The organism is Micromonospora sp. NPDC005252 (genome assembly GCF_042872475.1).
Taxonomy (GTDB): domain Bacteria; phylum Actinomycetota; class Actinomycetes; order Mycobacteriales; family Micromonosporaceae; genus Micromonospora.
The window spans coordinates 21,935-42,412 of the sequence record NZ_JBIAKN010000002.1 but is presented as its reverse complement, the minus strand read 5'-3'; the positions used below and the strand labels follow the sequence as shown (position 1 = coordinate 42,412).

The window sequence follows — 20,478 nt, the reverse complement described above, 5'->3', positions numbered from 1 at the left end:
AACCTACCGCCGGTCGGCGCCTTCCCACAGCCCGCGACTGCTCAGTCTCCAGGCACCGCCCCAGCGAGGTACACGGCGAGCGGGCGGCGCAGTACGGTGATGTCGCTGGTCGGGTCGCCGTCCACGACCAGCAGGTCGGCGTCATAGCCGGGGCGGACGCGGCCCTTACTCCGCCCCAGGCCACACACCTCGGCGCCGACCGAGGTCGCCGCGGCGAGGGCTGCTGTGGCGGGGATGCCACACGCGACGTACTCGACGAGCGTCTCCGGCAGGATCCCGTGCGGCTTCGCGGGGCCGAGGCCCGCGTCCGAGCCGGCCACCAGGCGAACCCCGGCCCGGTGCAGGGTGGCGGCGGCGGCGCGCAGCGCGGCCTGGCTGAGCCCGGCCCGCGCCGCCATCTCCACCACCTCCGGCGGGGTGATCACGGCTGGGTCGGTGCCGAGCGTGGCACAGACCGCCACCCCGGACATGGCCAGGCGATCCGCGAGGTCGTCGGGGACGTGGGCGCCGGCCGCGGTCACGCACGTGCAGTGCTCGATGCCGTCGACACCGACGCGCAGGGCCTGCTCGACAGCGCTGAGCGCGTGCGCGTGCGCCGTCACCGGCAGGCGGAGATCATGCGCCCGGGTCACCGCGGCGGTCAGCTCCTGGTCGCTGAACTGCGGCCGGGTGGTGTCGGTGCCGGGGGTGAACACCCCGCCGCTGGCCATGACCTTCACCAGGTTGGCGCCGGCCGCCGCCTGCTCACGCACGGCCGCGCGGATCCCGTCGACGCCACTCGCCTCGCCCCCCATCCACCAGCAGTGCCCGCCGACGCTGGTGATCGGCGCGCCCGACCCGACCACCGTTGGTAGGTCGTCGCGCACCCCCCGGTCCCGCCACCGCAGCACGGCACCGCGGCGGTCGCCCAGGTCCCGGACGGTCGTGACGCCGGCCGCCAGGTGCGCACCCAGTGACGCCTCGACGACCGCGTCGAGGTCCGTCTCAGGACGTTCGGCGAGCCGGCCGAGCGCGTCCGGCCCGGCATCGGCGCACAGGTGCACGTGCGCGTCGATCAAGCCCGGAAGCAGGGTGCCGTCCGGATGCTCGCGCACCGGCCAGTCCTCCGGCGCCTGCGCCCAACCCCGGTGCACGTCGGTGATACGACAGTCGTCCAGCAGGACCAGCACTCCGCCGTCCACGAGCCGCTCGCCGTCGAACATCCGCGCCGCCCGGACAGCATGCTTCGTCATCGGTCCTCCCCCGTCGAGCTAAACAGTTACCACCGGCTCTGCGCTGACGGCGCCCCGCGAACAAGGGGCCCTGGTCAGCCCGAACCTGCTCGCCGGTTTCCCGGCGCCTCCCGTGGGCACGGCTGGCGTCAGGCTCGGACCGGTCGAGGTGGGGCTCATGGCGTCCACGATCCGCGCCGTCGAACCCTGCCACCTCCCCCCAGGAGGCGAGCCCTGTCCCTCACCAGAGGGAACGGCGCCAGCTCATGGTGAGCGCCCCGGCGAGGGCCAGCCCGAGCAGCGGCGCGACGCCCACCCCGGCGAGCGTGCACCCGACCGCGAGCAGTGCCGGCGGCACCCAACACCACGCGGGCACGGTCCGTGGGGCACGGCCGCGCCGCCGTGCCGCCGCCTCCACGGCCATCGGCACGACAAGCACCGGCAGCGCGGCGGCCAGCAGGGTCAACCACGGCAGGACGAGGCGGTCGAAGCGGGCAACCGCCAGCATCCCGCCGAGCACCGCGACGGCGAGCATCGCCACGCGGGCCGGCACCCGGGGCGCCAGGCCGCGCACCGCCAGAGCACCGGAGTACGTCGTGGTCAGCGCCGCCGCGAAGACCGCCACCGCGACGAACAGATTCGCGTACGCCGCCAGTCCCGAACCGGCGGCGAGCAGCGCGACCACGTCCGCCGAGCCGGTTCGCAGCCACAGGCCGGCGCCCGCGAGCACCCCGAGCAGCGCGGGCCCGATCAGCAGGCCCACGCACCAGGCCAGGTCCCGCCGTCGGGCGAGGTCGACGCTGAAGTCCGGGGCGCGCAGCGCGAACACCGCGGCGTACCCGATCAGCGCGGCGGCGTCGGCGAGCCCGCCGGCGGCGACACGGACCGGAGCACCCGGTGGCGGCAGCACGGTCAGGCACCAGCCGACCAGCACCACCGCGCTGAGGGTGGTGACGACCGCGACCCGGTTGCCGAGCCGGGCCGGCGCCCAGGAGACGGCGAGGACCGCCACCTCCAGCAGCGCCGGCCCGGCCCAGCCCGGCAGGTGCGTCAGAGCGGCGAGGGAGGCGCCGCCGAGCCCGACGTTGAAACCGTTCCAGCCGATCATGGACACAGTCAGCACGGCCGCCAGCAGCAGCCGCGAGGTGTCGCCCAGGTAGGCGGGCAGCACCGCGGTAAGCGTTCCGCCGTCGCCGAGCGGCCGGCGCAGGCCGATCCGGCCCTGCCCCCACAGCAGCGCCGCCATCAGCACCCCGCCGACCAGCAGGCCGGTCACCGGCACCGGGCCACCGTGCCGGGCGGCCATCGCCGCACCGAGCACGAGGGTGGCCGGCGCGGTGCCGATGCCCAGCCAGGCGCCGACCGCCGCCGGCCACCGCCGTTCGGGAGCCTCAGACAACGTGGCGCAGGTAGCCGGTGATCGCCGCGTCCAGCACCTCCGCGCCCGGACGCGCCCACACCTCGGCGGAGAAGACCTCCACCTCGATCGGGCCGACGTAACCGGCCGCGTCCACGGCCTCGCGCAGCCGACGCAGCTCGATGCAGCCGTCACCGGGCAGCGCCCGACCCAGCAACACGCCCTCCGGCAGCGGAGTCACCCAGTCGCAGACCTGGAAGGCGGCGATCCGGGCCCCCGCGCGGGCGATCTGCGCGTACACCGTGTCGTCCCACCAGACGTGGTACGCGTCCACGACCACGCCGACCACCGCCGGGTCGAACCGCTCGGCGATGGCCAGCGCCTGGCCGAGGGTCGCGATCACGCACCGGTCGGCGCTGAACATCGGGTGCAGCGGCTCGATCGCCAGCCGTACCCCGGCAGCCGCCGCGTGCGGTGCCAGCTCGCCGATCGCGTCGGCGACCCGGGCCCGAGTGCCGTCGATGTCCCGACTGCCGGGCGGCAACCCGCCGGAGACCAGCACCAGCTCGGGCGCGCCCAGGACGGCCGCCTCCTCGATGGCCCGCAGGTTCTCCGCACGCCAGTCGTCGCCGGAGAAGAAGCCGCCCCGGCACAGCGAGGTGACGGCGAGACCCGCGTCCCGGACCAGCTTCGCCGAGCGGGCCAGCCCGTACTGCGTCACCGGCTCCCGCCACAGCCCGATGCCCGGCACGTTGGCCGCCACACAGCCGGCGACCACCTCGGGCAACGGCCAGTGCTGGGCGGTCGCCTGGTTGAACGAGAACCGCTCCAAACTCATTGCTCCACACCCGCCACGGTGAAGAACGACCGCGCGCGGGCGGCGGCCAGGTCGGCGTCGGGCAGCAGCCCGGCCGCGTCGGCCAGGGTGAGCAGGGTCGCCAGGTGCGCCGGGGACCGCCCGGACTGCGCGCCGCCGACCATGGTGAAGTGGTCCTGGTGACCGGCCAGCCAGGCCAGGAACACGATCCCCGTCTTGTAGTGCCAGGTCGGCGCCGCGAACAGGTGCCGGGCCAACGGCACGGTCGGCGCGAAGATCTCGTCGTACGCCGCCAGGTCGCCCCGGTCGAGGGCCGCCAGCGCGGCGGCGGCGGCCGGCGCGATCGCCGCGAACACCCCGAGCAGCGCGTCGGAGTGGCCCACCTCGTCACCCCGGATCAGCTCCGGGTAGTGGAAGTCGTCGCCGGTGTAGAGGCGTACCGCGGCCGGTAGCCGGCGGCGCAGCGCGACCTCCCGGCCGGCGTCGAGCAGCGACACCTTGACACCGTCCACCGTGGACTGGTGCGCCTTGATCAGCTCGATGACCGTGTCGGCGGCCAGATCCAGATCGACAGATCCCCAGTAACCGGTCAGCGCCGGGTCGAACATCGGCCCGAGCCAGTGCAGCACCACCGGTTCCCCGGCGGCGGTCAGCAGCTCGTCGTACACCCGCAGGTAATCCTCGGGGCCGCGGGCGGCGGCGGCCAGGTGCCGGCTGCACATCAGCACCGGCCGGGCGCCGGCCGCGCGGACGTCGTCGAGCTGTTCGCGGTACGCGGCGGAGACCGCCGCCAGGGTCGCCGGGCCGGCCGGCAGCTGGTCGGTGCCGACACCCGCGACGATCCGGCCGCCCACGGCGCGGGCCTCGGCGGCGCTGCGCCGGATCAGCTCCCGGGTGGCCGGATAGTCCAGGCCCATCCCCCGCTGGGCGGTGTCCATCGCCTCGGCGACGCCCAGCCCGTACGACCAGAGGTGCCGCCGGAACGCGAGGGTGGTATCCCAGTCCACCGCCGCCGCGGCCCCCGGCACGTTCTCCGCGCCCGGGTCGGCGACCACGTGCGCGGCGGCGTACGCGATCCGGCCGGTCGCCGGGGCGGCCGGGCGGGCGAAGCCGCTCCCCCCGGCCAGCCGGTGTCGCCGCCCGCCCGGCAGCACCACGTCGGCGGCGCTCATGCGCGCAGCTCCGGAACCCGGACGCGGACGCCCTCGCAGGCCGCGCGCAGCCCCAGCTCGGCGAGCTGAACGCCGCGCGCGCCGGCCAGGAAGTCCCACTGGAACGGCTCGCCGGCCACGACGTGCCGCAGGAACGCCTCCCACTGCACCCGGAAGCCGTTGTCGAACTCCTCGTTGTCGGGCACCTCGGCCCACTGGGCGCGGAAGTCCTCGGTGACCGGCAGGTCCGGGTTCCACACCGGTTTCGGGGTGACCGCCCGGTGCTGCACCCGGCAGTTGCGCAGTCCGGCGACGGCGCTGCCCTCGGTGCCGTCGACCTGGAACTCCACCAGCTCGTCGCGGTACACCCGCACGCCCCAGGACGAGTTGATCTGCGCGATGATCCCGCCGTCGAGTTCGAAGATGGCGTACGCGGCGTCGTCGGCGGTGGCCGCGTAGGTGCGGCCGTCCTCGTCGACCCGCTCGGGCACGTGGGTGGCGGTCACGCAGGAGACCGCGTTGACCCGGCCGAACAGCTCCTCCAGCACGTAGTGCCAGTGCGGGAACATATCGGACGTGATCCCGCCGCCGTCCTCGGCCCGGTAGTTCCAGGACGGGCGTTGGGCCGGCTGCCAGTCGCCCTCGAAGACCCAGTAGCCGAACTCGCCCCGCACCGAGAGGATCCGGCCGAAGAAGCCGCCGTCGATGAGCCGCTTGAGCTTGCGCAGACCGGGCAGGAACAGCTTGTCCTGCACGACGCCGGTGCGGACGCCGGCCGCCTCGGCGGCCCGGGCCAGGTCGAGCGCGCTGGCAGTGTCCTCGGCCAGGGGCTTCTCGGTGTAGATGTGCTTGCCGGCCTCGATCGCCTGGCGGATCGCCTTCTCGCGCTGCTGGGTGACCTGGGCGTCGAAGTAGATCTCGACGTCGTCACGGGCCAGCGCCGAGGTCAGGTCGGTGGTCCAGCCGGTGAGGCCGTGCCGTTCGGCGAGCTCGCGCAGCTTCGTCTCGTTACGCCCGACCAGGACCGGTTCCGGCCAGATGGTCGTGCCGTCGGCCATTGGCACGCCGCCGGACTCGCGGATGGCAAGCAGGGACCGGACGAGGTGCTGGCGGTAGCCCATCCGTCCGGTCACGCCGTTGACGATGATGCCGATGGACCTGCGGGTCATGGTGTTCCTTCCGTCGTGCTGGTCATGCCGATCCGCGTTCAGTGGTTGGCGGCCGCGCTGCCGAGCAACCCGCGCAGTTCGGTGGCGAGCCGGTCGAAGCGGGGGTCCGACATCACCTGCGCGTAGTCGCGGTGCGCCGGCAGCTCGACCGGGAAGGTGCGGATGATCCGGCCCGGCCGGGCACTCATCACCACGACCCGGGTGCCGAGGAAGACCGCCTCGGCGATGGAGTGGGTGACCAGCACCACAGTGGTGCCGGTCTCCCGCCAGATGCGGTGCAGCTCGGCGTTCATCTGCTCCCGGGTCAGCGCGTCCAGGGCGCCGAAGGGCTCGTCCATGAGCAGCACCGGCGGGGCGTGCAGCAGCGCGCGGCACAGCGCCACCCGCTGCTGCATGCCGCCGGACAGCTCGTGCGGCAACGCCTTCTCGAAGCCGGTCAGGCCGGTCATCTCGATCAGCTCGTCGGCGCGGCGGGCCGCCCGTGCCCGGTCCATGCCCCGCATCTCGGCCTGGAGCAGGATGTTGGCCCGCGCGCCGCGCCACTCGAGCAGCGCGGCCTTCTGGAAGACGAAGCCGATCTCCTTCTGCGGGCCGCGTACCGGGCGCTCCAGCAGCGACACCTCGCCGCTGGTGGGCTTGACCAGCCCGGCGACGATCTTCAGGAGGGTGGACTTGCCGCAGCCGGACGGGCCGACGATGGTGACGAACTCCCCCGGCTCGATGTCGAGGGACACGTCGTCGAGGGCGGTGGTCTGCGACCGCCGGGTGGTGAACCGGACGGTCACCCCGGACATCCCGATGGCGGTGCCGGTCGCTGCCGGCGCGGCGCTCACCGGGTCACCCCTGCGCCGCGTACGAGGAGTCCCAGTACGCGTTGGGCGCCCCCGGGTCCTTCAGCTCGGCGTAGCGCGACATCAGGTCGATGGTCTCGGACCACTGGGCCTCGGTGTTGACCCCGGGCGGGCCCTCCGCGCCGAGCAGCGGCAGGTTGAGGGTGAGCTGTTTGGTGAGCACCTCGGGGGCGGGCTCGTTCTCGGCGAGCGCGACCATGGCGCTCACCGCGCCGGCGGGGTCGCGGGCGGCGTCGGACCAGGACTTCTGGGTGGCCCGGACGAACTTGCGGGCCAACTCCGGGTCCTTCTGCAGGGTCTGCGTGTTGGCGATCAGGCCGGTGCCGAGCAGGTTCATCCCGTAGTCGGCGAAGAGCAGCACGTCGACCTTCTTGCCGGTCTTGCTCTCGATGGTCGGGGCCTGGTCGTGGAAGAAGCCCATGATGGCGTCGACCTTGCCCTCGGCGAGCGCGGCGATCTTGCCGGCGGCGTCCACGTTGACGACCTTGACGTCGTTCTTGTTGACGCCGTTCTTCTCCAGCCAGGCCGGGAAGGTCGCGTAGAGGGCGTCGCCGGGGGTGCCGCCGACGGTCTTGCCCTTGAGGTCGGCCGGGGTCTTGATGTTCTCCTCGGTGAAGAACTCGACCGAGGACGGGCCCTTCTCCAGGTACGCGCCGAGGCTGCGCACCGGCATTCCGCTGGCCACGGACTTGAGCAGCACCGGGCTGTCGGCCCAGCCGAAGTCGGTCTGCTTCTGGGCGACCTGCTTGACCGTGTTGCCGGAGCCGTTGCCGGGCAGGATCTTCAGGTCGATGCCCTCGGCGGAGTAGTAGCCCTTCTGCAGGCCGTAGTAGAAGGGAGCGTGCTCGCCGTACGGCACCCAGTTGAGGGTGAGGGTGACCTGTTTGCTGCCGTCGGCGCCGGTCTTGCCCGTGGAGTCGTCCGCACCGCAGCCGGTGGCGGAAAGGAGCAGGGCGGCGGTGGCCAGGATGGTGGTGGCGGTGCGTTTCATCGGTGCCTCCGTGATGGGGTCGGTCAGGAGGTGGTGAGGGACACGCCGGCGCGACGGCTGGCGTGCCACGGGATGAGCAGTGCCTCGGCGATCTCGACCAGGACGAACAGGACGATGCCGATGGCGGACATCAGGATCAGGTCGGCGAACAGCAGTGGGGCGTCGAGGTTGCCGTTGGCCAGCAAGAGGACGTAGCCGAGCCCTTCGCTGGCGCCGACGAACTCGCCGACCACGGCACCGACCACGGCGAGGGTGACGGCCACCTTGAGGCCGGCCATCAGGTGCGGCAACGCGTTCGGAAAGCGGATCTTGCGGAAGGTGCGCCACGGCCCGGCGCCCATGGTGGCGGAGAGGTCGAGCAGCTCCGGGTCGGTGGACCGCAGGCCGGCCACCCCGGAGATGACCACCGGGAAGAACGCGATGAGCACGGCCAGGATGATCTTCGGGGTGAGGCCGAGACCGAACCAGACCACCAGCAGCGGCGCGATGGCGATCTTCGGGATGACCTGTGCGAACAGGACGATCGGGTAGAGCGCCTTGTCCAGGGTGCGCGAGTAGGCGATGGCGACAGCGGTGGCCAGCCCCAGCGCGGCGGCCAGCACGAAGCCGAGCACCGTCTCGTAGAGCGTGACCATGGTGTGCCGGGCCAGCTCGGACCACTGGCCGGTCATCGTGGTCCAGACCTGGCCGGGAGTGGGCACCAGGTAGTTCGGCACGTACTCCCGGGCGGCGACGAACCACCAGGCGGCGAAGAAGGCGACCAGCACCAGCGCCGGTCGCCACAGCGAGTCGGCGAGGGCCGCCGCGCGCCGACCGAGCGTCGGGCGTGGTGAACGGCCACCGCCAGGCGGCGGTTGCACCACCGTGGACGACGTCGGGCCGCCGACGAACGCCGGCGCACCGACGCTTCCGGGCCCGGAAGCGGGCTCGGAGGCGGCTGCCCGCGCACCGCTCGCGTGGTCGGCGGCGGCCGGCCGGCCCGCCGTGTCCAAAGAGTTCTCGGTCACGCGGAACCTCCTCGGGGGCCCGGCACGGCACTCGTGGAGCGGGCCGGTCGGCGGATCAGGCAAACGCTTTCCTGGAGCGTAGGCGGCCCCCTCACGCCGGGCAAGGCCTTTCCTCGATCTATTCGTCGATCGGCCCGGCGCCGCACGCGCCGGGCCACTTCGAGATCACCTCGACCTCCCGAAGACGGCTGTCGGGACACCCCGACGTCAGTGTTCGAGGAGATCAGGACAGTCCAACCTGGACCGACGGCGCCGTCAGCCGCCAGCCGGGTAGGTGTCGAGGAGGCCGCACATTCCGAGCCGGCCCCGCTCGACCGGCTCGGTCACCGCGTACACCCCGGCGTCGCCCAGGTGCCCGGCGTCCCCCCGCTCGAGGGCGTCGAGCTGCACGGCGGTGTCGGCGGCGGCACGGCCGGCGCCGGACTCCCACCGCTGCCGCCAGCGCGTCAGCAACGGCCGGCGCAGCGCGATCGCGGCGGCGTGGAACGCGGCCAGCGCCGCCGGCCCGCCGGACCGCAGCGCCGAGAAGCCGGTCACCGCCAGATCCCGCCGCCGGTACGCGGCGCGCACGTCCGCGCCCGGCGCTCCCCCGTCGGGCAGCGCCGCCGCCGCGGCGTACGCCGCCGGATCGGCCAGCACCTCGGGTGGGAAGGTCAGCACCGCGTCGCCGGCCTCGGGCAGTCCGCTGTTCTGCATGAGCACCACGATGCTCAGCCCGCCCCCGTTCACCAGGCGGTGCACGGTGCCCGGCTCGAACCAGACCACCACCCCCGGCCGCAGCGGCGTCTCCCGGAAGCCGGCCGTGGTCAGGGTCTGCACCGCGCCCTCGCCGTCGGTCACCACGTACCCCTCGGTGCAGCACAGGTGCACGTGCGGGGTGCCACCGACCACGCCGTCCGGCGCGACCGTGTCGTAGACGCGCAGCCGGGAGACGCCGATCCCGCCGGGAAGCGCCGCGAAGCGATCGGACATGGCCGGGCCTCCCTGCGGGAAAGGGCTTTCTCTGCGGTACGGTGACGCTAGCCGGCGCGGCGAAACGCCGTCAACAGACCGAGGGGGCGGGCCATGGCGACCCTGTCCGACGTGGCGCGGCGCGCGGGCGTCTCACCCGCCACCGCCTCCCGCGTCATCAACGGCAGCAGCAAACCGGTCACCGACGAGCTGCGCGAACGGGTGCTGGCCGCCGTCGCCGAGTTGCAGTACGTGCCCAACGCGCACGCCCAACTGCTGGCCCGCTCGCACCGCAGCGCGGTCGGCGTGATCGTGCACGACGTCTCCGACCCGTACTTCGCCGAGATCACCCGAGGGCTGCAACGGGTCGCCACGGACCAGGGCCGGCTGCTGATGATCTGCAACAGCTACCGCGACCCGGATCGCGAGCTGGAGTACGTGGAGCTGCTGCGCGGCCACCAGGTGGCGGCGCTGATCCTGGCTGGCTCCGGCTACCACGACGAGGCGTTCACCCGGCAGCTCAACGAGAAGCTCGCCGCGTACGAGGCGACCGGCGGGCGGGTCGCGGTCATCGGCCGCCACGAGCACTCCGGCGACGCCGTCATGCCGGACAACCGGGCCGGCGGTCACCTCGCCGGTCGCGAACTGTGCGAGCTGGGGCACCGGGCGATCGGCGTGGTCGCGGGCCCCCGCATCCTCACCACCACCACCGATCGGCTGGCCGGGCTCAAAGAGGCCCTCGCCGAGCAGGGCCGCGAGCTGCCCGAGCGCCGCATCCGGTACGCCGAGTTCGACCGCGACGGCGGCGCCGAGGCCACCGCCCGGCTGCTCGACGCCGATCCCGGGCTGACCGCGATCGTGGCCCTCAACGACTCGATGGCCATCGGCGCCCTCGCCACCCTGCGGGCCCGCTCGCTGGCGGTGCCGCAGCAGGTCTCCGTGGTCGGCTTCGACGACATGCCGATCGCCCGGGACGTGACACCCGCGCTGACCACCGTGCGGCTGCCGCTTGTCGACATGGGAGTCCGGGCGATGTCCCTGGTGCTCGGCGCGGAGGCGCCGGCGCCCCGGGTCGAGGTGCTCCCCGCCGAGCTGATCCGCCGCGACACGTCCGGGCCGGCGCCGGCCCATCGGCGCGAGACGGCAGGGTCGGCGCCCCGCGCCCGGCGGGCCGACGCCGCCTCCTGACCGGAGTCGGCCCCGCGGCGTCCTGTCACGACTGTCGACCGGGCGTACCTGGTCTGCGGATCGAGGACGAACCGGAGCGACACGCCCGCCCGACGGCGCCGCGGGACGAGAAGATCAGGCCGGGGCTGTCCCCACGGCGCGGGCCGCGCGGGTGGCGGCCGACGCGGGGTCGGCCGCCACCCGGGTGGGTCAGGGCAGGTCGATCGGGCGCAGCACCCGGTCCACGGTGTGCGCGATCTGCCGGTTGCCCTTGTTGACGTCGAACGCGACCACGCGGGCGTCACGGTCGTTGGTGTCGGCGTCGACCAGCCGCAGCTGGCGGAAGATGTGCCAGTAGGTGCGGACGTCGACCTCGACGGTCGGGCCGAGGGCGGTGGTCAGCTCCGCGCCGTCGGCCTTGAGGGCCGCCCGGCGGTCGATGGTCGCGCTCGGCACGACGTGGTAGAGCAGCACCGTCTCCACGGTGTCGATGCCCAGCCCGGCGACCGCCGCGAACGCGGCGCTCTCACCGGGCAGCTTCCGGGCGTGGGTCAGCTCGCGCACCAGCTGCTGGAACGCGGCGTCGTTGGGCAGGAACGCGGTCAGTGCGACGGTGCCGTCCGTGAGCACCTTCACCGGCGAGTCCGGCTTGGCCTCGAGCACCGCCAGCACGGCCGCGGTCAGTACGTCGAAGTCCCGCGAGTTGCGGTCGAAGCCGCTCGTGTCCTTCGTGAGCACCTGGGCGAGCGACTTCGTGCCGAGCGGCTTGGCCTTACCGGTCGCCTGGGCCGGCACGGCCACGGCGGTGGTGGCCAGCGCGGTGGCCACGGCGCCCACCGCCATCCGGGCGGCGAATCGTGCGATCTTCATCAACGGGCCTTTCGTCGAAGCGACGGATCCGTGACGTCTCGTCACGACACATGCTTCGCGGCCTGCACACCGCCCGGATGCAGCCACCGCCGGGAAAGTTCGACAGTCGAAATCCGCTGTCCCCACCCGGAGCGCCGCGCGTAGCCTGCGCCGGTGCTGATCCGCGAGTTCGACGACCAGGACTGGTCGCAGGTGTGGCCGATCATCGAGGAGGTGGTCCGGGCACAGGAGACCTTCCCCTACGACCCGGACATGACGGCGGACACGGCGTACCGCATCTGGGTGGAGGCCCCGCCCGGGCGGACCGTCGTCGCGGTCGACGGCGAGCGGGTCCTCGGCACCGCGAAGATGGGCACCAACCGGCCCGGGCCGGGCGCCCACGTGTCCACCGCCAGTTTCCTGGTCGCCGCCGACGCGCGCGGCCGGGGCGTGGGCACCGCGCTGTGCCGCGACGCCCTGACCTGGGCACGGCGACGGGGGTACGCCGGCATGCAGTTCAACGCCGTGGTGGAGACCAACCGATCGGCGGTCGAGCTGTACCGCAGGGAGGGCTTCGACGTGGTCGGCACGGTGCCGGGCGCGTTCCGCCACCCCACCCTCGGCCGGGTCGGCCTGCACGTCATGTACCAGGAGTTCTGACCGCCCCGCCGGTGGTCAGCCGGCCTGACCCACCGGGACGGCCGGAGGCGACAGACGGGGCTGCGCGCCAGCTGTGCGGATCGGGGTGAACAGCCCGCCGACCGCGACCAGCAGGCAGCCCGCTCCGGCCACGAACGCGACAGCCGCGACGCCGTACCGGCCGGCGGTCCAGGTCAGGATGGCGGCGCCGGCCGGTCCGAGGGCGTAGTGCGTGCTCCAGAACGCCGAGGTGACCCGGCCGAGCAGATGGTCGGGGGTGATCTCCTGGCGCAGCGACATCGAGCAGATCCCGCTGACGCTGAGACAGCACAGGTAGACGGCGGTCAGCGCGGTGACCGCCGGCACGCTCGTCGCCATGCCGGCGCCCGCCACCGCGAACCCGCAGACGGCGTGCGCCCCGATCCAGGTGACGCCGAAGCCGCGCCGACGACGCAGCGGGGCCACCAGCAGCGCCCCGGCGACCGTGCCCAGCGCCGCCAGGCCGAGCACCGTGCCGACCGTGCGCTCGGTGCCGCCGAGGTCGTGCGTCACGTGGTAGATCAGCACATCGGTGAAACCGTAGGTCAGGAAGATGAACACCAACAGCAGGACGGTCAGCGCGCGGAGCACCGGCTGTCGCCACAGGAACCGCGCCCCGGCCAGGAACTCGGCCAGCGGGCGCTCCCGGGGCACCGGCGCGACGTCGGCGGCCTGAGCCCGGCGCAGCCGGACCAGCCGCAGGCCGGCGGCCGAGAGCGCGAAGCTCGCCGCGTTGACGGCGATGGCGACCGCCGGGCCGAAGCGGGCCGACACCACACCGGCGAGCAGCGGCCCGAGAACCGCGGCCGCCGCGAACGTCGCCTGGAGCCGGCCGTTGGCCTCGGTGAGCCGGTCGGAGTCGACGAGGTTGCGCACCGCGGTCACCGCCGCGACCTGGAACAGCATGCCGGCCGCCTCGCAGATCGGCAGCACGACGAAGAGCAGCCAGACCTGCGGGCCCGCGAGCCAGGCCAGCGGCACCACGGCGTAGAGGACCAGACGGGCCAGGTCCGCGACGATCATCAGCGTACGGCGGTCGTACCGGTCGACCAGCACCCCGCCGAAGATCCCCGCGACCACGGACGCCGCGCCCGCGACGGCGGTGAGCAGGCCCATCTGCGCCACCGACCCGGTCGCCTGCAACACCAGCAGCGGCACCGCCAGGTAGGCGAACGCGTCACCGGCCGCGGAGAGCGACTGCGCGATCCAGTACGTGCCGAAGGAGCGGTCCCGCCACAGCGGAGCCCGCTGAGGGCTGGCAGCTCGGCTCATCCCGCCGAGGGTAGTGGCCCTCGTAGCGCCATGCTGACCGTCACACCGGCGCCGCCCACCACGTCTGGTCGAAGTGAGACGGCCCCGGGAAGGACTCCCGGGGCCGTCTTGAGGCACGCTGAGCGCGTCCAGCTGGTGGTCGTTGGGCTTGAAGACGCTGTGTCGACGTGATTCAGCCCGCCGGTCACCGGTCGGCGGCCGGCGCCGTCTCCGCCTGCTCGACCTGCTGGATGAGTTGCTTGAGGTGGGCGATCTCTACGCGCAGGGCTGCCCGACCGGCAGCGGTGAGAGTCACCCAGGTGCGTGGGCGCTTGCCCTCGTAGCCCTTCTCGATCTGGATCAGCTCGGCCTTCTCCAAGACGGTCAGGTGCTGCCCAAGGTTGCCTGCGGTCAGCTGCAGGGTGGTGCGCAGGAAGGCGAACTCGACCTGGCGAGCCTGGTGCGCGATCGCCAGGATGCCCAGTCGGACGCGCTGGTGGACCACGTCGTCGAGGCCATTGGTGGGATGGTCGGTCATCGCCCCGGAACCTCGGTGCTCGGCCGGAACAGGGCGAAAGCGGCACTGCCGAGCAGCAGTAGCGCCGCCGGGACGAGCAACTGAGGCAGGAAGAACCACCGGGAGGTCGCGTGGATGACCTGGCCGCCCTGCACCATCACGATCGCCAGGAAGGCGAGGCTGTACGCCAGCAGCGCCCAGTTGCGTTCGACCCACGCGAGCACCAGCAGCGCCAGCGCGATGACCGCGATGGGACTGGCCAGCCCGTTGACAAGCCATGCCGCCGGCCCGACCTCGATCGCGGCCGGGTCGGTGGAGAAGGGGTCGGCGGGGACGGGGATGAGCGGGTGGAACGTCAGCCAGATCGACACGGCCGTCATCAGCACGGCCAACGCGACGCCGACGACGACGTAGGGGCGGATCGGGGTGCCCACGCCACGCCGCCGGGACTGCCTGACGTAGAAGCCCGCGATCGCCGCGTAGGCGAGCACCAGCGCGACCGTCCAGTATCCGAGCTCGGTCGGGTTGGGCGCCATGCAGACCCTGTCCTGTGGGCGGGATCGGCAGGTGTCGAACAGGTCGAGGTAGGGGGCGTACCGGTAGACGGGTATCGCGACCAGGGTGACCACCGCGAGGACCAGCAGCGGAAACCAGGTGCCGCGCTGGGCGACATGGACCTGGCGTGTCAGGTCGCGCACGGCCGCCAACAGCTCGCGAGGGCCGTCGGCCTGCGGAGCGGATTCGTGTGTCATGAAGTTAGCTTTGCATTACAGACCTATCCGCGCAAGAGAGTACGGCAAGATCTCGCGACCGTGCCGAGACAGCACCAAGGGCGTGTGTCGAAGCCCTCGGTTCAGGATTTCGACACACGCCCCGGCCAGGCCGAGCCATCGACGTGACGGTCTAGGCGTTGGCCACCAGCCGCCAGCGGTTGTCCGCGCTGCCGTTGTCGGAGTCCTGTACGGCCTGCGCGCCACGCGCGGTGGACCCGTTGAGGATGCCGAGCAGCTTGCCGCTGTTGACGTTGCGGATCTTGTAGGTGCCGTCGCCGTTGTCCACCAGGGTCCACCGGTGATCCGCGGTCCCGTTGTCGGCCCACTGCAGGACGCGGGCGTTGTCGGCGGTGGACATGTTCTCCACGCCGAGAACCTTCCCGCTGTTGACGTTGCGGAACCGGACGGCGTTGCCGTCGGTCACCACCACCCAGTTGTGGTCGGCGGTGCCGCTGTCGTCCCACTGCAGAGCCAGCCCACCGTCGGCGGTGGACATGTTCTGGATGCCGAGCACCATCCCGCTGCCGACGTTGACCAGCCGGTGGCTGCCCCCACCGCTGCTGCCGCTGGTGTTCCAGTAGACGGTGTAGTTGAAGCCGTGGGCGTCCTGGAACGGCCCGAGGTTGACGGTGGACCCGTTCGCGGTGGCGGTGAACGCCAGCGAGCTGGTGCTGGTCCGGGCGATGGACGAGACGTTGAGTGCCGGCGGCGCGCTCAGCGTGGTGTTGCCGTAGTTGCCGCAGAGCACGCTCGGGCCGTAGGTGACGGCGGCGACGCTGGGGTTGTCGTTGGTCGGCTGCACGACGACACGCATCGGCAGACGCACGGTGATGGTGTCTCCAGCGGCCCAGGTACGCGTGACTGTGGCGTAGCTGCCGGGCGTCGTGGCGACGGACTGCGCCACGCCGTTGACGCTGATCGTCGCGCCGCTGGTCCACGCCGGAATGCGGACGCGGACGCTCCACGAGCCGCTCATGGTGCCGCCGAGGGTGAGCGTGGTGGTGTCGCTCACCGGGTACGTGGTGCTCTGCGTGACCGTGATGCCCCGCTGCGACCAGGTCAGCTCCGAGGGCACGAACAGGTTCACGGTAAGCGTCGTGCCGCTGTAGAAGTAGATGGAGTCCATCAACGTCGTGTTGATCTCCACGCCGGTGCCCTGGCAGCACCAGAACGAGTTGTAGTCGGTGCTCCAGGTGCCGCCGCCCCACGCCGGGCCCACGCCCCGCCGGCCACCCGGCTTGAGCGGGGTGAAGTAGGTGATGTGCCCGTGGCTGTCGGCCGGGTTCTGCGCGCCGATCAGGTGGTTGATCGTGGCGCGCTCGTAGTAGTCGAAGTAGTCGGTGCGGTTCGGGTCGAGCAGCCACAGCTCCCGCGTCAGCTTGAGCATGTTGTAGGTGTTGCACTGCTCGCAGGTGTCGTTGCTGAGGTACCCGGCGATCGCGTTGGGCGCCCGGAAGTGCTCGGCCTGGCTGTTGCCGCCAATGACGTAGGAGTGCGCGCCGACGGTGATGTTCCACGCGTTGCTGGCGATGTCCCGGTAGCGGGTCGTCCCGGTGGCCTTGAACTCGCGGGCGGCGCCCACCCACTTGGGCACCTGCGTGTTGGCGTGCAGTCCGTTGAGCTGGTCCTGGTTGGAGGCCAGGGGGTTGAACACGGCGGCATGGTCGAACCGCTGGGCGGTGGTGAGCCACCGGGTGTCACCGGTCTGCTGGTAGATGTCGGTCAGCACCTCGTTCATGCCACCGAACTCGGTGCCGAGCATCGACTGCATCTGGCTGGAGCTGAGCCGGGACGTGCGGGTGTCGACCCAGCCGGCGAGGGCCAGCAGCACCGTACGGGCCTGGGTGTTGCCGGTGTAGCGCCAGACGTCGAGCAGACCGGCGAGCGTCTTGTGGATGCAGTAGTAGGGCACGTTGCCGTTGGACAGCGTCCGTGCCTCGAGCGCGGTGAAGTCGGACTCCGGGAAACCGGAGAGGTATCCCGACCCGAACCCGGCCGCGCCGTTGTTCGCCTGGCACTTGGCCATCTCGGCGACCATGTAGTTCGCCTTGTCCCGGCAGGTGGTGTCGCCCAGCACCGCGTACGCCTGGGCCCACGCGGTCAGGAAGTGCCCCTGCATGTGGGTCCGGAACGGGAAGTTCGGCGCGTCCCAGCCGCCGTTGGTGGCGGCGCCGTTGGTGGAGAGCCGGTGGTTGGCGCGGAAGTTGTAGAGCATCCGGTCGACGTCGACGACGCGCAGGTAGTTCAGGGTGCGGGTCTGGTTGTCCAGCCAGCGGCCGGCGGTCAGTCGCACCTGACCGAACTCGAAGGGGTAGGCGCCGACGCCGATGTCCGACCGCGCTGGCGGGACCACGGCAGCGGCGGCGGGGCCCGCGCCGAGCGTCGTGGCTCCGGTCGCGGAGAGCACGGCGGTGGCGCCGGCCGCCTGCAGCACGCGGCGTCGGCTGAGGGGCAGGGACGACATGGGACCTCCAGATGAGCGCTACCGGCGACGGGGCGACAACCGGGCGGGACGGGCTCGGTGGGATGCAGGGGTCCGAACGTTAGCGTTCACATCCGTGTCCGGCATGTTACGGCCCACCGACCCACGAATTCAAGATGGTAACTGTATTCGTACGCCGTACACCTGTGCGCGAGCTTGGAGAACCGGCGCGGTGAAGGGGATGCGGTATGGCGTGCCACCTCGTGTTATCGATAACACGAAGGAATACTGCAAGATCGGTCCCGGGTCGGCGCACCCCAAAACGGGATGCGCGCCGACGGGCGCCGCTGGTGGAATCTCGGGATGAAGCATGATCTTGTGCGTCCCCCGAAGGCACGACCGGGTGACCACATCGCGGTCCTGTCGCCGTCCTTCGCCGCGGCCGGCGCCTATCCCGAGATCCACGAGCAGGCCATGCGGCGGCTCGCCGACCTGACCGGCCTCGTCCCGGTCGAGTACCCGAGCACCCGCACGGTCGGCGCGAGCGCGCAGGCGCGCGCGGCGGACATCAACGCCGCCTTCGCCGATCCCCGGGTACGCGCCATCCTCGCCGTCGTCGGAGGCGAGGACCAGATCACGGTCATCCCCCACCTGGACGCCGACCTCGCCCGCGCCGACCCGAAGCCCTTCCTGGGCACCAGCGACAACACCAACCTGCACCAGTGGCTCTGGGGACTCGGCATCGCGAGCTTCTACGGCGGGTCCTCCCAGGTGCACCTCGGCCCCGGGCCCGCCGTGGACGACATCCACGCCCGGTCGCTGCGGGCCGCGCTCCGCACCGGCGAGCGGTTGGAGATCACCGATCCGGGCGAGTCCGAGGACATCGGGGTCGACTGGGCCGACCCACGGGCGTTGCAGTCGTTCGGAGAACGCGAACCGACGGTGCCGTGGACCTGGTACGGGCCGCGCCGCACGGTCACCGGCCCCAGCTGGGGTGGGTGTCTGGAAGTCCTCCAGTGGACCCTCACGGCGGGACGCTTCCCGTTTCCTCCGGAGGTTCTGCGCGGCGGCGTGCTGATCATCGAGACGTCGGAGAAGCTCCTTCCCGCCCGCGAGGTCGGTTGGATCGTGCGGTCGCTGTGTGAACGCGGTCTTCTCGACGCCGTCGACGCGGTCCTGGTCGCCCGTCCGCCGGTCTCCGACCACACCCGCCGACCCGCCGCCGAGGAGAGGGCGCGCCTACGCGAGCAGCAGCGCGACACGGTCGTCGACGTGGTGAACCGCTACAACCCGGAGGCGGTCGTCTGCGTCGGCGTCCCGTTCGGCCACACCAAGCCGCAGTGGATCCTCCCCCACGGCGGCCCGATCACCGTCGACGGTGTGGAACGTCGGATCTTCGCCGACTATCGCTGAGGTATGCCGCACGTCCGCGTCCCGGCCTGCGGACGGACTCTCGGAGCCTGCCGGGACGCGGACGGCGTCAGCGGGCCGGAGCGTGGGCGGCCAGCGGATTGGTGAGGGTGCCGACGAACTGCAGGGCGGCCGACGGGTCGGCCAGGTCGATCATCTGCTGGTTGTCGCGCAACTGGAGGCGGTTGAGGCAGGACAGCGCGAACTCGGGGGCGAACAGGTCGTAGTGGCGGACCCGCTCGGCCAGGTGCGGCACCCGCTCGAAGTAGTCGGCGGCGCAGGCCGCGACCGTGCCCCAGAAGGCGTCCTCGGTGAGCACGTCGGCCTCGACGAGCACCGCGTTGAGGTGGCGCAGGAAGCAGTCGACCACGTCGGTGAAGATGGTCAGCAGCTTGGTGTCGTCGGGCACCTCGACCCGGATCCGCTGCACCTCCGCCGGCAACTCGGCGTCGGCGCTCAGCACCGCGATCTCCTCGGCGATGTCCTTGAAGATCACCCGCTGGACGGTGTCGTGCTCGTCGAGGACCAGGATGACGTTCTCGCCGTGCGGCATGAAGGCCAGGTCGTGGGCGTAGAAGCTGTGCAGCAGCGGGGTCAGGTAGGCGTCCAGATAGCGGCGCAGCCACACCTCGGGCGCCAGGCCGGACCGGTCGATCAGGGCCGCCGCCAGTGAGCCGCCGTCGTCGTCGACGTGCAGCAGCGCGGCCATCGTGGACAGTCGCTGCCCCGGGGCCAGGCCGGGCACCGGGCTCTCCCGCCACAGCGCGGCCAGCATCTTGCGGTACGGGGAGGTGCGCTCGGTGGCCGCCTCGTACTGCCGGTGCCGGTAGCCGACCGCGGCCCGCTCCCGGATGACGGTCAGCCCGGTGCCGGTCAACACCTCGTCGCCGGCGATCAGGTCGGCCAGCCAGTCGTTGATGGCCGGGGTCGCGGCCATGTACGCGGCCGACAGCCCCCGCATGAAGCCCATGTTCAGCACCGACAGAGCGGTCTTGACGTAGTGCCGGCCCGGCTCGGTGACGTTGAAGAAGGTCCGGATGGACTGCTGCGCGAGGTACGAGTCCGGCCCGGGACCCAGGTGCACCAGCCGACGCTGGGCCAGCTCCCCCGCGAACGTCACGGCCAGCTTGTTCCACCACTGCCACGGGTGCGCCGGGATGAGGTGGTAGTCGGCGAGGTCCAGGCCGAGGTCGGCCATCGTGGCGGCGAAACGGGCCCGGGTCTCGGCGTCCAGCTCGCCGGAGATGAGCGTGTCGTAGTCCAGGTCGGTGGCGCTGCTGAACGTCGAGTGGTCCCGGTGCGCGGCCAGCCACTCCAGGCGTACGGGCGTGGCGGCCTCGGGGGCGTAGCGGTGGTACTCGTCGACGCCGAAGCCGAGCCGGCCGTTGTTGGCCACGAAGCAGGGGTGGCCCTCGGTCATCGACGTCTCGATGGTCTGGAAGTCCGCCCCGGCCAGCTCGGCGGCGCTCGGCAGGGACTGGGCCAGCTTGTACGCGGTACCGGCGAGGGTGGAGGTGATCTCCTCCAGGTAGACCGGGAGCACCCGCGCGGACAGCCCGAGGGTGCCGCGCAGCTCGACGATCAGGTCCACGGCGTCCGGCGGCAGCGCGACGCCGTCCCGGTGCCGGGTGATGCTGTCGGCGTCGACCTGCCAGTGGGCCAGGGCGAGCACCCGGGCGACGAACCGGTACGTGACGGCGCCGTCGTCGCTGCGGACCTCGTACCACTGCCGGTCGTCGGGGCCGGGCACGGGCGCCGGGGTGAGCAGCCGTTCGTGGGTGAACTCGGCGAGCGCCTTGCAGACCAGCATCCGGTTGGCCCGCGCCCAGCGCTGCGGGGTGAGGTGCGCGACCGGGTCGCCGGGGGCGGCCTGGCCGGCGACGGTCGGCGGGGTGGGGACGGCGGT

General features: G+C 72.3%; 18 protein-coding genes. 3 read left to right on the top strand and 15 right to left on the bottom strand.

Annotation, left to right across the window (positions count from 1 at the left end; genetic code table 11):
- Positions 1-41 precede the first annotated feature (41 nt).
- The 9 genes from ACFYPH_RS05995 to ACFYPH_RS05955 form a co-directional block, all read right to left on the bottom strand.
- Entirely contained in the window at positions 42-1,232 is a 1,191-nt protein-coding gene (locus ACFYPH_RS05995) for an amidohydrolase family protein (protein ID WP_387179460.1), read from the bottom strand.
- A 220-nt stretch (positions 1,233-1,452) separates the two neighbouring features.
- A complete protein-coding gene (locus tag ACFYPH_RS05990) occupies positions 1,453-2,610 on the bottom strand; it encodes a hypothetical protein (protein ID WP_355065095.1) in 1,158 nt (385 codons plus the stop codon).
- Positions 2,603-3,406, bottom strand: a complete 804-nt coding sequence (locus tag ACFYPH_RS05985) for a sugar phosphate isomerase/epimerase family protein (protein ID WP_355065093.1) — start codon at positions 3,404-3,406, stop codon at positions 2,603-2,605. Before ACFYPH_RS05985 ends, ACFYPH_RS05990 begins: the two co-directional genes overlap by 8 nt.
- Positions 3,403-4,557 carry a dihydrodipicolinate synthase family protein gene (locus tag ACFYPH_RS05980; RefSeq protein ID WP_387179456.1) on the bottom strand — a complete coding sequence of 385 codons (1,155 nt, stop codon included), beginning with the start codon at positions 4,555-4,557 and terminating at the stop codon, positions 3,403-3,405. Before ACFYPH_RS05980 ends, ACFYPH_RS05985 begins: the two co-directional genes overlap by 4 nt.
- Positions 4,554-5,705: a Gfo/Idh/MocA family protein gene (locus ACFYPH_RS05975; protein ID WP_387179453.1), complete on the bottom strand. Its 1,152-nt coding sequence runs from the start codon at positions 5,703-5,705 to the stop codon at positions 4,554-4,556. The genes ACFYPH_RS05980 and ACFYPH_RS05975 overlap by 4 nt, the downstream gene beginning before the upstream one ends.
- Before the next feature lie 38 nt (positions 5,706-5,743).
- Positions 5,744-6,499 carry an ABC transporter ATP-binding protein gene (locus ACFYPH_RS05970; protein ID WP_387180513.1) on the bottom strand — a complete coding sequence of 252 codons (756 nt, stop codon included), beginning with the start codon at positions 6,497-6,499 and terminating at the stop codon, positions 5,744-5,746.
- 43 nt (positions 6,500-6,542) lie between these two features.
- Complete coding sequence (locus tag ACFYPH_RS05965) at positions 6,543-7,547, bottom strand: ABC transporter substrate-binding protein (protein WP_355065085.1); 1,005 nt, start codon at positions 7,545-7,547, stop codon at positions 6,543-6,545.
- 23 nt (positions 7,548-7,570) lie between these two features.
- On the bottom strand, positions 7,571-8,554 hold the full coding sequence (locus tag ACFYPH_RS05960) for an ABC transporter permease (protein WP_387179450.1): 984 nt from the start codon (positions 8,552-8,554) through the stop codon (positions 7,571-7,573).
- Positions 8,555-8,809: 255 nt separating this feature from the next.
- A complete protein-coding gene (locus ACFYPH_RS05955; RefSeq protein WP_387179448.1) occupies positions 8,810-9,526 on the bottom strand; it encodes a cupin domain-containing protein in 717 nt (238 codons plus the stop codon).
- Positions 9,527-9,619: 93 nt separating this feature from the next.
- Here ACFYPH_RS05955 and ACFYPH_RS05950 point away from each other — a divergent pair, with 93 nt between their 5' ends.
- Positions 9,620-10,693 carry a LacI family DNA-binding transcriptional regulator gene (locus ACFYPH_RS05950; RefSeq protein WP_355065080.1) on the top strand — a complete coding sequence of 358 codons (1,074 nt, stop codon included), beginning with the start codon at positions 9,620-9,622 and terminating at the stop codon, positions 10,691-10,693.
- A gap of 189 nt (positions 10,694-10,882) precedes the next feature.
- Here the strand turns inward: ACFYPH_RS05950 and ACFYPH_RS05945 are convergent, their stop codons facing one another.
- A complete protein-coding gene (locus tag ACFYPH_RS05945; RefSeq protein WP_355065078.1) occupies positions 10,883-11,542 on the bottom strand; it encodes a fasciclin domain-containing protein in 660 nt (219 codons plus the stop codon).
- Positions 11,543-11,695: 153 nt separating this feature from the next.
- On the opposite strand from ACFYPH_RS05945, the gene ACFYPH_RS05940 reads away from it, so the two are divergent.
- Positions 11,696-12,181, top strand: coding sequence for a GNAT family N-acetyltransferase (locus ACFYPH_RS05940; protein ID WP_354856092.1), 486 nt, complete (start codon positions 11,696-11,698; stop codon positions 12,179-12,181).
- A gap of 15 nt (positions 12,182-12,196) precedes the next feature.
- On the opposite strand, the gene ACFYPH_RS05935 is transcribed toward ACFYPH_RS05940, so the two are convergent.
- The 4 genes from ACFYPH_RS05935 to ACFYPH_RS05920 all read right to left on the bottom strand — a co-directional run bounded on the left by ACFYPH_RS05935 (position 12,197) and on the right by ACFYPH_RS05920 (position 17,204).
- Positions 12,197-13,471, bottom strand: a complete 1,275-nt coding sequence (locus ACFYPH_RS05935) for an MFS transporter (RefSeq protein WP_387179444.1) — start codon at positions 13,469-13,471, stop codon at positions 12,197-12,199.
- A gap of 184 nt (positions 13,472-13,655) precedes the next feature.
- Positions 13,656-13,988 (bottom strand): winged helix-turn-helix domain-containing protein, encoded by a 333-nt coding sequence (locus tag ACFYPH_RS05930; protein WP_387179441.1) that lies wholly within the window; start codon positions 13,986-13,988, stop codon positions 13,656-13,658.
- Positions 13,985-14,719: a hypothetical protein gene (locus tag ACFYPH_RS05925; protein ID WP_363938084.1), complete on the bottom strand. Its 735-nt coding sequence runs from the start codon at positions 14,717-14,719 to the stop codon at positions 13,985-13,987. Before ACFYPH_RS05925 ends, ACFYPH_RS05930 begins: the two co-directional genes overlap by 4 nt.
- Before the next feature lie 151 nt (positions 14,720-14,870).
- A complete protein-coding gene (locus ACFYPH_RS05920; RefSeq protein WP_387179438.1) occupies positions 14,871-17,204 on the bottom strand; it encodes a beta-L-arabinofuranosidase domain-containing protein in 2,334 nt (777 codons plus the stop codon).
- Between the two features lie 321 nt (positions 17,205-17,525).
- Between ACFYPH_RS05920 and ACFYPH_RS05915 the strand changes: the two genes are divergently transcribed.
- Positions 17,526-18,575 (top strand): S66 peptidase family protein, encoded by a 1,050-nt coding sequence (locus ACFYPH_RS05915; protein ID WP_387179435.1) that lies wholly within the window; start codon positions 17,526-17,528, stop codon positions 18,573-18,575.
- 67 nt (positions 18,576-18,642) lie between these two features.
- On the opposite strand, the gene ACFYPH_RS05910 is transcribed toward ACFYPH_RS05915, so the two are convergent.
- Entirely contained in the window at positions 18,643-20,382 is a 1,740-nt protein-coding gene (locus tag ACFYPH_RS05910) for an IucA/IucC family protein (RefSeq protein ID WP_387180510.1), read from the bottom strand.
- Between the last annotated feature and the right edge of the window lie 96 nt (positions 20,383-20,478).